The organism is Thioclava sp. SK-1, from assembly GCF_001705665.1.
In the GTDB taxonomy this organism is placed as follows: domain Bacteria; phylum Pseudomonadota; class Alphaproteobacteria; order Rhodobacterales; family Rhodobacteraceae; genus Thioclava.
In genome coordinates this window covers 290,655-304,057 of sequence record NZ_MDHA01000069.1, presented here as the reverse complement: position 1 = coordinate 304,057, position 13,403 = coordinate 290,655, and the positions used below count along the sequence as shown (strand labels likewise).

12 protein-coding genes are annotated in these 13,403 nt (G+C 56.8%); 9 read left to right on the top strand and 3 right to left on the bottom strand.

Translation table 11 applies throughout. From position 1 onward, the window contains the following. The first annotated feature begins 2 nt into the window (after positions 1-2). From purS to BFP70_RS17380, 5 genes are all read left to right on the top strand, one after another. A complete protein-coding gene (gene purS / locus BFP70_RS17400) occupies positions 3-242 on the top strand; it encodes a phosphoribosylformylglycinamidine synthase subunit PurS (protein WP_066012898.1) in 240 nt (79 codons plus the stop codon). A gap of 80 nt (positions 243-322) precedes the next feature. Next, the gene (purQ, locus tag BFP70_RS17395) at positions 323-991 is read left to right on the top strand and encodes a phosphoribosylformylglycinamidine synthase subunit PurQ (protein WP_066012897.1); all 669 of its coding nucleotides are present in this window, start codon (positions 323-325) and stop codon (positions 989-991) included. An 82-nt stretch (positions 992-1,073) separates the two neighbouring features. Then, complete coding sequence (locus tag BFP70_RS17390; protein ID WP_066012952.1) at positions 1,074-2,834, top strand: ATP-binding protein; 1,761 nt, start codon at positions 1,074-1,076, stop codon at positions 2,832-2,834. A gap of 9 nt (positions 2,835-2,843) precedes the next feature. Beyond that, on the top strand, positions 2,844-4,175 hold the full coding sequence (locus tag BFP70_RS17385) for a sigma-54 dependent transcriptional regulator (protein ID WP_066012896.1): 1,332 nt from the start codon (positions 2,844-2,846) through the stop codon (positions 4,173-4,175). Positions 4,176-4,687: 512 nt separating this feature from the next. After that, complete coding sequence (locus tag BFP70_RS17380; RefSeq protein WP_066012895.1) at positions 4,688-7,573, top strand: ribonuclease E/G; 2,886 nt, start codon at positions 4,688-4,690, stop codon at positions 7,571-7,573. A 161-nt stretch (positions 7,574-7,734) separates the two neighbouring features. Here the strand turns inward: BFP70_RS17380 and BFP70_RS17375 are convergent, their stop codons facing one another. Then, a complete protein-coding gene (locus tag BFP70_RS17375) occupies positions 7,735-7,974 on the bottom strand; it encodes a sulfurtransferase TusA family protein (RefSeq protein ID WP_066012894.1) in 240 nt (79 codons plus the stop codon). 93 nt (positions 7,975-8,067) lie between these two features. Between BFP70_RS17375 and BFP70_RS17370 the strand changes: the two genes are divergently transcribed. Continuing rightward, complete coding sequence (locus tag BFP70_RS17370; protein WP_066012893.1) at positions 8,068-8,811, top strand: cytochrome c biogenesis CcdA family protein; 744 nt, start codon at positions 8,068-8,070, stop codon at positions 8,809-8,811. On the opposite strand, the gene BFP70_RS17365 is transcribed toward BFP70_RS17370, so the two are convergent. Then, positions 8,803-9,393 carry a TetR/AcrR family transcriptional regulator gene (locus BFP70_RS17365; RefSeq protein ID WP_066012892.1) on the bottom strand — a complete coding sequence of 197 codons (591 nt, stop codon included), beginning with the start codon at positions 9,391-9,393 and terminating at the stop codon, positions 8,803-8,805. The two genes, BFP70_RS17370 and BFP70_RS17365, sit on opposite strands and share 9 nt — an antisense overlap. A gap of 119 nt (positions 9,394-9,512) precedes the next feature. Between BFP70_RS17365 and BFP70_RS17360 the strand changes: the two genes are divergently transcribed. From BFP70_RS17360 to rpsI, 3 genes are all read left to right on the top strand, one after another. After that, positions 9,513-10,739: a multidrug effflux MFS transporter gene (locus BFP70_RS17360; RefSeq protein WP_066012891.1), complete on the top strand. Its 1,227-nt coding sequence runs from the start codon at positions 9,513-9,515 to the stop codon at positions 10,737-10,739. Positions 10,740-10,887: 148 nt separating this feature from the next. After that, on the top strand, positions 10,888-11,349 hold the full coding sequence (gene rplM / locus BFP70_RS17355) for a 50S ribosomal protein L13 (RefSeq protein WP_066012890.1): 462 nt from the start codon (positions 10,888-10,890) through the stop codon (positions 11,347-11,349). A gap of 2 nt (positions 11,350-11,351) precedes the next feature. After that, complete coding sequence (gene rpsI / locus BFP70_RS17350; RefSeq protein WP_066012889.1) at positions 11,352-11,837, top strand: 30S ribosomal protein S9; 486 nt, start codon at positions 11,352-11,354, stop codon at positions 11,835-11,837. A 67-nt stretch (positions 11,838-11,904) separates the two neighbouring features. Here the strand turns inward: rpsI and rimK are convergent, their stop codons facing one another. Continuing rightward, positions 11,905-13,305, bottom strand: coding sequence for a 30S ribosomal protein S6--L-glutamate ligase (rimK, locus tag BFP70_RS17345; protein WP_066012888.1), 1,401 nt, complete (start codon positions 13,303-13,305; stop codon positions 11,905-11,907). Between the last annotated feature and the right edge of the window lie 98 nt (positions 13,306-13,403).

Below are 13,403 nucleotides of genomic sequence, written 5' to 3'. Positions count from 1 at the left end.
CAATGAAAGCACGCGTTCATGTCATGCTGAAAGACGGCGTTCTGGACCCTCAAGGTGAGGCCATTCGCCACGCGCTTGGCGCGTTGGGCTTCGGCTCGGTTGAGGGTGTGCGTCAGGGAAAAGTCATCGAGCTGGACCTGAAAGCCACCGAACAGGCTGCGGCAGAGGCCGAAGTTGCACAGATGTGCGAAAAGCTTCTGGCCAATACCGTGATCGAAAAATACACGATCGAGATCGCCTGATCGCATCTTCGGGGCGCGGTTTGCCTGCCCCGACCCCCTTTATTGCCGCAATTGGCAACCGATAGGCAGGAGTGTCACCGATGAAAGCCGCTGTAATCACATTCCCAGGGTCCAATTGTGACCGCGATCTTGCCGTGGCATTTGAACAGGCCGGCGCAGATGTCGTCAAGGTTTGGCACAAAGACAGCGAATTGCCAGCAGGTATCGACATTGTTGGCGTTCCTGGCGGGTTCTCCTATGGTGATTATCTGCGGTGTGGTGCTATCGCCTCACAATCGCCAATCGGGAAAGCGGTTGCTGAGTTTGCGGGCAAAGGCGGCTATGTTCTGGGGATCTGCAACGGGTTTCAGGTTCTGACCGAAATGCGGTTGCTGCCGGGCGCGTTGATGCGCAATGGCTCGCTGAAGTTCATCTCCAAACCTGTTAAGTTGATCGTCGGAGAGACTTCCTCGGTATATACATCCGGCTATAACGCCGGGTCGCAGGTCGAAATCCCGATTGCGCATCACGATGGCAATTATCAGATCGATGCTGAAGGATTGAAGCGTATCGAAGGCGACGGTCGCGTGGCTTTCCGTTATGCCGATAACCCGAATGGGTCGGTGGATGATATTGCTGGTGTCCTAAGCGAAAACGGCCGGGTCTTGGGTATGATGCCGCATCCCGAACGGGCAACCGAAGCCGGCCATGGCGGCACCGATGGGGCGGCGATTTTCCGCGCGTTGTCGGGTCTGACGGTCACCGCCTGATCCGCGTCATCTTGTTGAACCTGCGGCAATCGCCTAGATTTGCCACATGGTTCAGGATCTTGCCATTGTGAGCCGGGATGTGATGCCCGAAGCCGCGCGCCGCGGACGCTTGATAGTGCGTCTTGCGGTTGCGGCTATTTTATTGCTTGCAGCTGGTGTAATGTGGATCACCAACGCTTGGTTGACGGAGCGTTTTACCGAAACAACACGCGTGCGGACTGAGCTGCGTCTGGCCCTATATTCTGGGAACTTAATTTCAGAATTACAGCGGACCTCTGTTGTGCCGCTGCTGCTTGCCCGTGATCCTGCCTTAACCAATGCGTTGGAAAGTCAGGAATATTCCGCCACCTCTGCGGCACTGATTCAGGCGCGTGAAGATATTTCTGCCGCCTCAATCCGGTTGTTGGATATGTCAGGTCGGGTCGTTGCCGCCACCAACCGCAACCTGATCGGCACAAGCTACAGCACGGCTCCTTTCTTTGTGGATGCGCAGCGCTCGCGCGAGACGGTGTTTACCACCGAAACACAAGAGGGCACCGGCTCTCAGTTCAATTACTCGCGTCTGCTGCTTAGCAATGGTTTGCCTGTAGGCGTGATTGTCGTTGAGGCAGAGCTGTCGAAATTTGAACGCGCCTGGGCGGGGATTTCGGATGCGGTTGCGGTGATTGATAGTGAAGGTGAGATCATCTTAACCACCGAACCGCGCTGGCGTGGGCTGACGGTGGAATCCGCGTTGGAAGCCCGTTCCGCGCCAACGGCGATCCAGCGCGCATTGCAGGCAACGGCGGATTTGGCGAATGAACCGCCAGATGCCTATTTGCGCGGCACCGGTGTGATGCGCACCGACACGCGCATCCCGTTCCGCGGTTGGCGCATGGTTGCGTTCACCTCATATGATTCCGTGCGTGAGCGGGTGAATGCGGTTTTGTCGTTAGAGATTATGGGTTTTGCGATCCTTCTGGCGCTGGCGTTTTACTGGCTGTCGCGGCGGGCGCGGGTGCAATCCATGGCGCTGCGCCGCGAATCTGCCGAGCTGCGCGCGTTGAACGCCCGGCTGTCACGCGAGATTGCCGAACGGGAACGGGCGCAAAAAGAACTGGCCGTGGCCGAACAGACTTTGGCACAATCGTCAAAACTTGCGGCTTTGGGGGAAATGTCCGCTTCGGTCAGTCATGAGCTTAATCAGCCCCTGGCGGCGATGAAGACTTATCTGGCTGGGGCGCGGCTGTTATTGCAACGGCGCCGGGGCGAAGAGGCATTGGCCAGCTTTCAGCGTATTGATGATTTGATCGAACGTATGGGCGCGATCACCCGACAGTTGAAATCCTATGCGCGCAAAGGTGGCACCGCATTTGAGCCTGTAGATATGCGTCTGGCGATTTCCTCTGCCTTGTCTATGATGGAGCCACAGTTGAAGGCGCGAACGGTTCGGATCACCCGTGCCTTGCCCGGTGATCAGGTGATTGTGATGGTAGATCGCATTCGTCTCGAACAGGTGATCATCAACCTGTTGCGAAATGCGCTTGATGCCACCAAAACGGTCTCTGACCCGCAGATCGACATTTTGTTAAGCGCCGGAGAGACGGCGGTGATGACTTTGCGCGACAACGGACCAGGGATAGAGGATTTGGACAAGCTGTTCGAGCCGTTTTGGACGACGAAGAAACCGGGGGAGGGAACGGGGCTGGGCCTTGCAATTTCATCCTCTATCGTAAGTGATTTTGGTGGCCGGATGACGGCCCATAATACCGAAACGGGTGGTGCGGTCTTTGAGGTCCAGCTGCCCTTGATCGGTGAAATGCAGGCTGCCGCGTCAAATGGCGCAGCCAGCGCCGCGAGGTAGGAAAGACATATGGCACGCATGATGAAAGTCGCGATCGTCGACGATGAAGAAGATCTGCGCCAATCGGTCAGCCAATGGCTGGCCTTGTCTGGCTTCGATACCCAAACCTTTGAGTGCGCCGAAGAGGCGTTGAAAACCATCGGCCCGGATTGGCCGGGGGTTGTCATCTCGGATATTCGGATGCCGGGTATGGATGGCATGGCGTTCTTGAAAAAGCTTATGGGGATCGACAGCGGGTTGCCGGTGATCATGATCACCGGACATGGGGATGTTCCCATGGCGGTTGAAGCGATGCGCATGGGTGCAATGGATTTCATGGAAAAGCCATTCGACCCGGATCGCATGACCGAGCTGGCCAAGCGCGCGACCAATCAGCGGCGGCAAACGCTGGACAATCGCGCTTTGCGCAAAGACCTGGCCGGTGGCGAGCAGATGATCGGCAAGCTGATTGGGACCTCGGGTCCGATGGAGCGTCTGCGCGAGGATATTTTGGATCTGGGCCAGGCTGATGGGCATGTCTTGATTGATGGCGAAACCGGCACCGGCAAAACGCTGGTGGCGCATGCGCTTCATGCAACCGGCCCGCGTGCGGGGAAGAAATTTATTGCCGTGTCCTGTGCGGCCTATGCCGAAGACGCGCTGTCCGCCAAGCTGTTTGGCCCGGTGGAAGACAGCGGGCTACCTTTGGTAGAAGAGGTGCGCGGCGGGACCCTTTGTCTGGAGGATGTTGAGGCACTGAGCTCTGCGCTGCAGGCGCGGCTGCTGACGTTTATCAACGACCAGGGAACGCCCGCCGAAACCCGGACTATTGCCATCTGCAACGTGCATGGCGAAGGGCAGACGGTAGAAGATGCGCTGCGCCCCGATCTGTATTTCCGTTTGGCCGCGCTGAAAATCACCTTGCCGCCGCTGCGCAATCGCGGGGAAGATGTGCTGACGCTATTCACCTCTATGTCACAGCAATTCTCCGAGGAATATGGCTGCGATGCGCCGGAATTATCCGCCCAAGAGGCAGCGCAGCTGCTTCAGGCGCCATGGCCCGGCAATGTTCGTCAGCTTATCAATGTCGCAGAGCGTGCGGTTCTGCAATCGCGCCGCGGCTCTGGCTCGATCGCGTCTTTGCTGATGCAGGGGGATGATGAGCCGCAGGTGCCTGCGATCACGACTGAGGGCAAGCCGCTGAAGGAATATGTCGAGAATTTTGAAAAAATGCTGATCGACAATACGATGCGGCGGCATAAAGGTTCTATTTCCAACGTGATGGAGGAATTGTGCCTGCCACGCCGGACGTTGAATGAGAAGATGGCAAAATACGGGCTTACGCGGCAAGATTATCTGTAATCGATTGAAATCATACAGCTATGGGAAAGGGGCCACATGGCCCCTTTCGTCATTTTTGGCACTTCCGTTACTGCTTTGGGAATTTTCGTTAACCATTCCCTAACGAAAAACCCATTGTGTTTTCCACAAGCCGCACGCTATGGTGGACGGATGAAGGTAAGCCGCGCAACCGCGGCCTCTGCCCATATGAAATTCGCTGATTTTCGGATCTGAACGCGCGCCAAATGATGTGGCGTGGCTGCATTCCGGGTCAACCGATTGGCCTTATGGCCGTACTCATGCCCGACAGGTGTATACTTGAAGGGATCTTAATTGGGCGCCGGGCTTTCATAGCTTGCGCTTGGGACGAATTGCGATGACGCGCTTGAGCGATGCACTGGAGATGACGGGCGGGCCACTATTGGCCGCCGCCTCCATGCCGTATCAGCGCGCGCTCGCTATCAAGACAGACCATGACGCGCAGGCGGCGGGGGTGACCTTGTCGCCTGTTTCGGCATGGGGAAACAGGATCTATGGCAAAGAAGATGCTTATCGATGCCACGCACGCGGAAGAAACCCGCGTGGTTGTGGCAGACGGAAATAAGGTTGAGGAATTCGACTTTGAAACCATTAACAAACGGCAGCTTGCTGGCAATATTTATCTTGCGAAAGTAACGCGGGTCGAGCCATCGCTGCAGGCAGCCTTTGTTGATTATGGTGGAAATCGCCATGGTTTTTTGGCGTTTGCGGAAATCCATCCTGATTACTACCAAATTCCGCTGGCAGACCGTCAGGCGATTTTGGAAGAAGAGACTGCTTTGGCCAAGGCCGAAGAAGAAGAGGATGAGAAGCCTACGCGCTCGCGTCGTCGTCGCTCCAGCCGTCGTGACAAGGACAGCAACACCACCAAGCCAGAGGTTGCAGCCGAAGATCAGCCGCAGGCAGCAGAGGATGCGGTTGATGCCGTCACACCCGTAGCAGCGCAGGCCGAACGTGCAGCCGACACGGATGATGTCGTGCGTTCGGAAGATATTCCGGGCATGGGTGTGCTTGATGACGGCGATGACAACGATCACGCTGTTGGTGAATTGTCTGCCCCGCTTGGTACGCCAGATGTCGCGGCGGTTGAGGCGGCCGACCACGGTGACGAGACGCATAATGATACCGATGAGGACGCGGCAGAGACCGGCCCATCGGATGAACGTGCCGCAGAAGAGGGTATTGAATCCGTTGCTGATGAAGATGTAACGGAAGAAATTCGCCGCCCGCGCAAGCCGCGTGCGCGCCGGTTCAAAATTCAAGAAGTGATCAAAGTGCGCCAGATTCTTTTGGTGCAAGTCGTGAAAGAAGAGCGCGGCAATAAAGGCGCTGCGCTGACCACCTATCTGTCGCTTGCAGGCCGCTATTGTGTCTTGATGCCCAATACCGCGCGTGGTGGTGGTATCTCGCGTAAGATTACACAGGCCGCTGACCGTAAGAAACTGAAGGAAATCGCAGCAGAGCTGGAGGTGCCGCAAGGCGCGGGTTTGATCATCCGCACTGCAGGTGCACAGCGCACCAAGACGGAAATCCGCCGGGATTATGAATATCTGATGCGGATGTGGGAGCAAATCCGCACGCTGACGATGAAATCTGTCGCCCCCGCGCCGATTTACGAAGAAGGCGATTTGATCAAGCGCTCTATCCGGGATCTGTACTCCAAGGATATTGATGAGGTCTTGGTTGAAGGCGAACGCGGTTATCGCGCGGCCAAGGACTTCATGAAAATGATCATGCCGTCCCACGCCAAGAACGTTCAGCATTATAATGAACAGCTGCCCCTGTTTGCGCGGTATCAGGTCGAGAGCTATCTGGGACAGATGTTCAACCCTGTCGTTCAGCTGCGTTCTGGCGGGTATATCGTGATCGGCGTGACCGAAGCACTGGTGGCGGTTGATGTGAACTCTGGTCGGGCCACGAAAGAAGGCTCGATTGAAGATACAGCGGTCAAAACCAACCTTGAGGCGGCGGAAGAAGTTGCACGTCAGCTGCGGTTGCGTGATCTGGCCGGTCTGATCGTCATCGACTTTATCGACATGGAAGAGCGTAAGAACAACGCCGCCGTCGAAAAGCGGATGAAGGATAAGCTGAAGACTGATCGTGCGCGCATCCAAGTTGGCCGGATTTCCGGTTTTGGTCTGATGGAGATGTCGCGTCAGCGGTTGCGGCCCGGGATGATCGAATCCACCACGCAGCCATGTGCACATTGCCATGGCACGGGTTTGATTCGTTCAGACGATAGCCTTGCGCTGCAGGTTCTGCGCGCCATCGAAGAAGAGGGTACGCGCAAGCGGTCGCGCGAAGTGTTGGTTAAAGTCCCGGTCGCGGTGGCAAATTACCTGATGAATGCCAAGCGTGAGCATGTGGCCCTGATCGAGGCGCGGTACGGCCTGTCGGTGCGTATCGAAGCGGATCCAACATTGGTTTCGCCTGATTTCTCGATCGAAAAATTCAAGACCGCAACGCGGATCGTTCCGGAAGTCGCTGAAACGGTTGTGCATGCTACGGCGCAGCTGATGGCCGAGATCGATGAGGCCGAAGTGGTCGAAATCGACGAGACGCCTGAAGACGATGATGCCGAGCCCACAGCGGCACCGCCGGCGCATGATGAAGGCGAAGATGGACAGCCCAAGAAGAAGAAGCGGCGCCGTCGGCGTCGTCGGAAATCTTCGGGTGAACATACGGATTCTGAAAGCTCTGATGAGGCCGGGTCTGAGGATGATGCGGCAGACACGCAGGCAGAGGCGTCTGATGTCGTGACTGCAGAGGGCGCAGAACCAGCCGCTGCCGAAGAGGCGCCGAAAAAGACCCGTACGCGTCGTCGTCGCAGCAGTAAGTCTGATGCACCAGCCGATGTTGCCACGGATGCCGAAACGGCGGCTACGGATGCTGAGCCTTCCACTGAAGAACAGGCTGCCGAACCTGCGGAAGGGGAGGCACCGAAGAAGCGTCGCCGCACCCGTCGCAAGAAAACCGACACGGTCGAGGCGGCTGCAGAACAAGCGACGCCGGTGGCGGAAACCGCGTCTGATGCCGCAGTTGTGGCAGAGGCCGTGACAGCGGATGTAACTGTATCGCAGCCAGAGCCAGCGGTTGAGCCCGCGCCAGAACCTGTGATCGTGGAAGACGTTAGCGCGCCGCCACAGTCAGAAGCACCGCATACAGACGCAGGACCAGAGGTTGCAGCCCCCGTGGTTGAGGCAGAGCCTGCGCAAGCCCCTGCGCCGCAACCCGAGTTGCAGGCCGAGGTGCAGGCCGAACAGCCTACCTCCGTCGCGCCCGCAGCAGAGCCAGGGTTGGAAACGGCGCAAGCCGAACCAGAACCAGCCCCGGAACAGGCCGATAAGCCTAAACGCCGTGGTTGGTGGAACGCGGGCTAAGGTCCAGGCAATGATCTGCCCTTTCTCGGCAAAGCATGCATATGCATTGTTGGAGAAGGGCAAAACGAACAAAACGCCTGTGGAGGTTTTCCTCCACAGGCGTTTTTCGGATTCGAGGACGGCATTGGATGTAGGCGATGTGCAATCAGTGGTGGTCGGATCTAATCGTCGACGCGGCGCCGGACAAGATATGTTTTGACGCCGTTCTGATCGTCTTGTGTGATCAGCTCATGCCCGGTTTGGTGACAAAAATGCGGAACATCGATCCAGGAGGCGGGGTCGGTCGCCTCTAATAGTGCAACGGCCCCTTCGGGCAGCCCCTCTAACACTTTGCGCAGGCGCAAAACGGGCAGGGGGCACAGCAGGCCCTTGGCATCAATCCAGGTGGTGTCGTCTTTCATAGGCGCAGTTTGCTGCGGCTGCGCGGATTTGTCTACGCGGATGTGACTGCGAAGAGGATGACGCGGCGAATGTTTTAGGATAAGGGCAAAGCTATGTTTGGAATTGACCTCATAGATGCGACATTCTTACCTGCTGCAGGCGTTGCGTTGCTGGCGGGTGTGTTGTCTTTCCTTAGCCCCTGTGTGCTGCCGATCGTGCCGCCATATCTGGCCTATATGGGTGGGGTTGGAATGAACGATTTGCGCAGCGGCAAGGCTTCTGCGCTATGGCCAGCTGTGTTCTTTGTGCTTGGCCTGTCGACTGTGTTTCTTTTCATGGGCTTTGCTGCGTCGGCTTTTGGGCGATTTTTCCTGACAAACCAAGACTTGTTTTCACGCGCGGCCGGGGTGGTGATCATCGGTTTGGGTTTGCATTTTGTTGGGCTGTATCGCATTCCGATTTTGGACCGCGAGGCGCGGCTGGATGCAGGGGACCAAGGCGGATCGAGCCTTGGCGCATATGTATTGGGGCTGGCCTTTGCCTTTGGATGGACACCCTGTATCGGCCCGCAGCTGGGTATGATATTGTCAATTGCCGCGTCTGGCTCTGATCTGTCGCGTGGCACTGGCCTGTTGGCCGTTTATGCCTTCGGTCTAGGCATTCCCTTTTTGCTTGCCGCGCTGTTCATTGACCGCGCGATGGGGCTTATGAACCGATTGAAGCCTTATATGGGCGTCATTGAGAAATCGATGGGCGGCTTGTTGATCATCGTGGGTCTGCTGATGTTGACCAATGCTTTCTCTGCGATCAGCTTCTGGCTGCTGGAGGCCTTCCCCGCGTTGGCGACCTTAGGCTGAGCCGGCAAAGACCTGGACCACAACGCCACGTGCAAGATCTGCCGTCAGCGGTTGATCATTGAGCAGCCGATACCAAAACAACCCGTGTATCATATCGCATAGAACCTGTGGATCTGCTCCACCGGGCAGCTCGCCTGCCTGCTGTGCATGATGCAGCAGGTCCTGCATCGTTTTGTCCAGCGGCACGACAAATTGGTCGCGGAAGCTGGCGTGAAAGCCCGGATCTTCTTGTGCCGAGGCAATCAGGTTGCGGATCGGTTTGCCATCCCGGGCAAGGTGGTCTGCGATGCGGATCAAGAACGCTTCTAGCCGGTCACGCCATGTCCCTGGCATCTCGCTCGGGTCGGGTGGAGTTTGGGCATTTTCATAAAACGCTGCAAGTATCAGATCCGCCTTGGTGGGCCAGCGGCGATATAGAGTTTGCCGCGCTACGCCCGCTTCTTTGATGATCTGCGCAATCGAGACCTGACGGTAGCCATGTTCGCGCACCATCCGCCGCGCCACGTCTTTGATGTTGGCATCGGTTTCACTGTGACGGGGACGGCCCGGTGTGCGGCTTGTTTGAACGTTATCATCGGTCATGGGCGGATCCTTCTTTGCGGGGAAGCTGGCAATAAACGCCGTAACTGGCAAGTTCCTCATTGATAATAGACTGCATTCTACTAATTATCCCGAACATATTAAAACAGTGGAGCGCGCAAATGTCTGATCACCCCGTATCATCCCCCGCTATGGCGTCCGGGCGCAACATGATGACGGTGACCATCGTGTTGGCATTGCTGTCATGTTTTCCCCCGGTTGCGACGGATATGTATCTTTCGGGAATGGATCAAATCGCGCAGTCACTGCAGGCCAGCGCGGCTGCAGTAGAAATGTCACTGTCATTGTTCTTTTTGGGCCTATGCGTAGGCCAACTGGTGATGGGGCCAATGATTGATGCCTATGGACGCAAGGGACCATTGCTGATCGGAAGCGTGGTTTTTACGCTATGCTCTGCCTTGCTGCTGTTGGTGCCGGATGTGCGCTATTTCAACGCGCTGCGGGCGGTGCAGGCAATGGGGGCATGTGCGGGGCTAGTGGTGGGCCGCGCCATTGTCGCCGATCTATACCAGGGGCGCGCAGCGGCAAAAGTGATGACCATTTTGGTAATGCTGATGACAATGGGGCCGGTTCTGTCGCCATTCATTGGCAGCCTTCTAGTTGAGGCCTATGGCTGGCACTCGATATTTGTGGTGATGGTGGTGATTGGTGTGATTGCGGTGCCTTTGGCACAGATGGTTCTACCCGAAACCTTGCCGAAATCCGAACGCGGCTCGGCGCCGTTTCGCCACGCTTTTGCCGGCTACGGAATTTTGCTGCGCTCCAAGCGCTTTGTTCTTAGTGCCTGCGTGGCGGCATTGGTTCAAGCGGTGATGTTTGCCTTTATCACCGCGTCCTCTGCGGTATTTATCGCGCATTTTGGCTTAAGCAATGTCGCCTATGGTGTGATGTTTGGCGTGATCGCCGCGGCGCTTGTTGTTTTCTCACGGATCAATTCCAAACTGTTGGATTGGTTGGAACCACGGCAGATTGTTGCGCGCGGTCTGCCTTTGCTTGTGGCAATGGGCGGGGTGTTGACGGCCGTGTCAGGTGCGGCGCAGATGTGGGTCGTGGTCGTGCCGCTATGGATTGTGATTGGCCTGGTGGGGCTGCTAAGCGCAAATCTGATGTCGATCGGGATGGACCATGCGCGCGGACGTGCCGGCATCGGCTCTGCCTTGATCGGGGCGATACAGTTTGGCACAGCCTTTGTCGTTTCGGCTGCGGTAGCGCTGATCCCGTCCCAGACGGCGCTGCCATTGGCATTGGGAATCGTTGTGCCTTCCGCCGCCGGGTACGGGCTGTGGATATGCCTGCAACGTGCAGAGCGCACCGATTTAAACGGCTGAACGGTCGAATTTTTTGGGGTATTTTGATACCTAAATTGCAATGCATTGATTTTGAACAATTAATTCGCAATCAAGGTGCTTGATTTTCGGTTTGATATGACGGAAAAGCCAGCATCCGAATTCCACAACCCGTATGGGACGAGAGAATATGAAAACCTACACCGCAAAACCTGCGGAGATCGAAAAGAAGTGGATCTTGATCGACGCTGAAGGCGTTGTTCTGGGCCGTCTTGCTTCGATCGTCGCAATGCGTCTGCGTGGCAAACACAAAGCCACCTTCACGCCGCACATGGATATGGGCGACAACGTTATCATCATCAACGCCGACAAGGTGCAGATGACCGGTAAGAAGCGTGAAGACAAGACATACTACTGGCACACCAACCACCCTGGTGGCCTGAAGTCGCGCACTGCGCGTCAGGTTCTTGAAGGCAAGCACCCAGAGCGTGTTGTCATCAAAGCCGTCGAGCGTATGATTTCGCGCAACCGTCTGGGCCGTCAGCAGATGTCGAACCTGCGTGTATACGCCGGTGCCGAGCATCAGCATGAAGCACAGTCGCCCGAAGTTCTCGACGTTAAGTCGATGAACAAGAAGAACACCCGGAGCTGATCATGGTTGAAGAACTCAAATCCCTCGACGATCTGAAGTCGGCTGTCTCCGGTGTTGAAGCCGCGGAAACCACCATCGTTCGTGAGCCAGTGAAGGACGCGCTTGGCCGTTCTTATGCAACTGGTAAGCGTAAAGATGCTGTTGCCCGCGTTTGGATCAAGCCTGGCACAGGCAAAATCAGCGTTAACGGCAAGGACATGCCTGCGTATTTCGCACGCCCCGTTCTGCAGTTGATCGTGAACCAGCCCTTTGGCGTTGCCGGTGTGGAAGGCGAATTTGACGTCTACGCAACGGTTGCCGGTGGTGGTCTGTCCGGTCAGGCTGGCGCGGTTAAGCACGGCATCTCGAAAGCGTTGCAGCTGTTCAACCCGGCCCTGCGCCCGGCGTTGAAAGCCGCTGGCTTCTTGACCCGCGACTCGCGTGTTGTGGAACGTAAGAAATACGGTAAAGCAAAAGCGCGCCGGTCGTTCCAGTTCTCGAAGCGTTAATCTTCGACAGCTTACGAATTTGGAAAACGCGGTCCCGAAACGGACCGCGTTTTTTGTTGTTTGCAGCTTAGGTTTTGTCGCCGGTTGCTGGTTTTGCCTTAGTGCGTGGCGGGCGTGGCGCGACCTGCGTCTCAATATGGGCCATGACCATTCCGGCAATATCTTTACCTGACATGGTTTCAATCCCTTCCAGCCCGGGGGAGGAGTTGACCTCCAGAACTTTCGGCCCATCTTCGCTGCGCAGCAGGTCGACACCCGCGAAATCTAATCGCATGACTTTGGCTGCGCGCACGGCGATTTCCCGCTCTGCTTTAGAGATTTTGACGGGTTCTGCCGTGCCGCCTTGATGCAGGTTAGAGCGGAATTCATCAGGCTTGCCCTTGCGGCGCATCGAGGCCACAACTTTGCCCCCCACGACGAGGCAGCGAATATCCTCCCCAGCAGCTTCTTTGACGAAGCTTTGGACTAGAAAATCCGCTTTCAGACCCTGAAAAGCAGAAATCACGCTTTCGGCGGCCTTTTTGGTTTCCGCCAGAACAACGCCCTTGCCCTGTGTGCTTTCTAGCAGTTTCAGGACCAGTGGCGCGCCGCCCACAAGTGGAATGACATGGGCGGAATCCTTTGGGCTGCGGGCAAAGGCGGTGGTCGGCATGCCAATCTTGTTACGTGCCAGGATCTGATGCGCATGCAGTTTGTCGCGCGACATGGTGATGCCATCGGATCGGGCAAGACAGTAAGTGCCCAACGATTCGAACTGACGCACCACGGCAGTGCCATAGGATGTGATCGATGCGCCAATCCGGGGGATGACCGCATCATAATGGGGCAAGCAGCGGCCATCATAATGCACCTCGCCCCCCACGCCGCGAATGTTCATATAGCAGCGCGTGGTGTCGATGACCTCCATCGTATGGCCGCGCGCTTCGGCCGCTTCGATCATGCGGCGGGTGGAGTAATTGTTTGGCTCTCGTGTCAGGACGGCCAGCCGCAGGGCGCGCCGGTGGCGTTTTTGACGTGGGATGCCGTGGTAACTGTCGAAAGACAGTTCGGGTTGCTGAAAGCTTTGGCTGGGGGAGACGATCATATCATCACTGATTGCACCGCGGCCCAGCAACATGCGATAGGCCATGCCGCCACGATCTGTCAGGGTGATTTCCAGCGGCCAGCTGCGTCCCCCCATCACAATGGTGGTTTCAATCACGAAGCGCAGTTCGGTCTCACCATTTGAGGAGGTCACCTCGCGGCGATCTTTCAACGGGGCAGAGCAAATGATCTCTAATGCCGGGTCATTCGGATCGGGGTGAATGGCAAAGCGCACCATGGGTTTGTCTGCCGATCCAAACGGTTCGATCGCAAAGGCATGTAACGCCGAGGTTTTGGCACCCGTGTCCACTTTGGCAAGAATGGCCGGCAGGCCGAGCTCTGGCAGGGACAACCATTCCTCCCAGCCAAGAACAAACTGTGTCATGGGGATTTCCTTATATCTGAGAGGTCACGCAGGGAGGCGACAAGGGTAAGACACCGTCAACCTGCGGCGTATGGGCAGACTGCGTGAGAGAGGCGCGC

Excerpts from the sequence above, each read along its gene's own strand:
- purS (WP_066012898.1), top strand. The coding sequence starts at position 3 with ATGAAAGCACGCGTTCATGTCATGCTGAAAGACGGCGTTCTGGACCCT.
- purQ (WP_066012897.1), top strand. The coding sequence starts at position 323 with ATGAAAGCCGCTGTAATCACATTCCCAGGGTCCAATTGTGACCGCGAT.
- BFP70_RS17390 (WP_066012952.1), top strand. The coding sequence starts at position 1,074 with ATGCCCGAAGCCGCGCGCCGCGGACGCTTGATAGTGCGTCTTGCGGTT.
- BFP70_RS17385 (WP_066012896.1), top strand. The coding sequence starts at position 2,844 with ATGGCACGCATGATGAAAGTCGCGATCGTCGACGATGAAGAAGATCTG.
- BFP70_RS17380 (WP_066012895.1), top strand. The coding sequence starts at position 4,688 with ATGGCAAAGAAGATGCTTATCGATGCCACGCACGCGGAAGAAACCCGC.
- BFP70_RS17375 (WP_066012894.1), bottom strand. The coding sequence starts at position 7,974 with ATGAAAGACGACACCACCTGGATTGATGCCAAGGGCCTGCTGTGCCCC.
- BFP70_RS17370 (WP_066012893.1), top strand. The coding sequence starts at position 8,068 with ATGTTTGGAATTGACCTCATAGATGCGACATTCTTACCTGCTGCAGGC.
- BFP70_RS17365 (WP_066012892.1), bottom strand. The coding sequence starts at position 9,393 with ATGACCGATGATAACGTTCAAACAAGCCGCACACCGGGCCGTCCCCGT.
- BFP70_RS17360 (WP_066012891.1), top strand. The coding sequence starts at position 9,513 with ATGTCTGATCACCCCGTATCATCCCCCGCTATGGCGTCCGGGCGCAAC.
- rplM (WP_066012890.1), top strand. The coding sequence starts at position 10,888 with ATGAAAACCTACACCGCAAAACCTGCGGAGATCGAAAAGAAGTGGATC.
- rpsI (WP_066012889.1), top strand. The coding sequence starts at position 11,352 with ATGGTTGAAGAACTCAAATCCCTCGACGATCTGAAGTCGGCTGTCTCC.
- rimK (WP_066012888.1), bottom strand. The coding sequence starts at position 13,305 with ATGACACAGTTTGTTCTTGGCTGGGAGGAATGGTTGTCCCTGCCAGAG.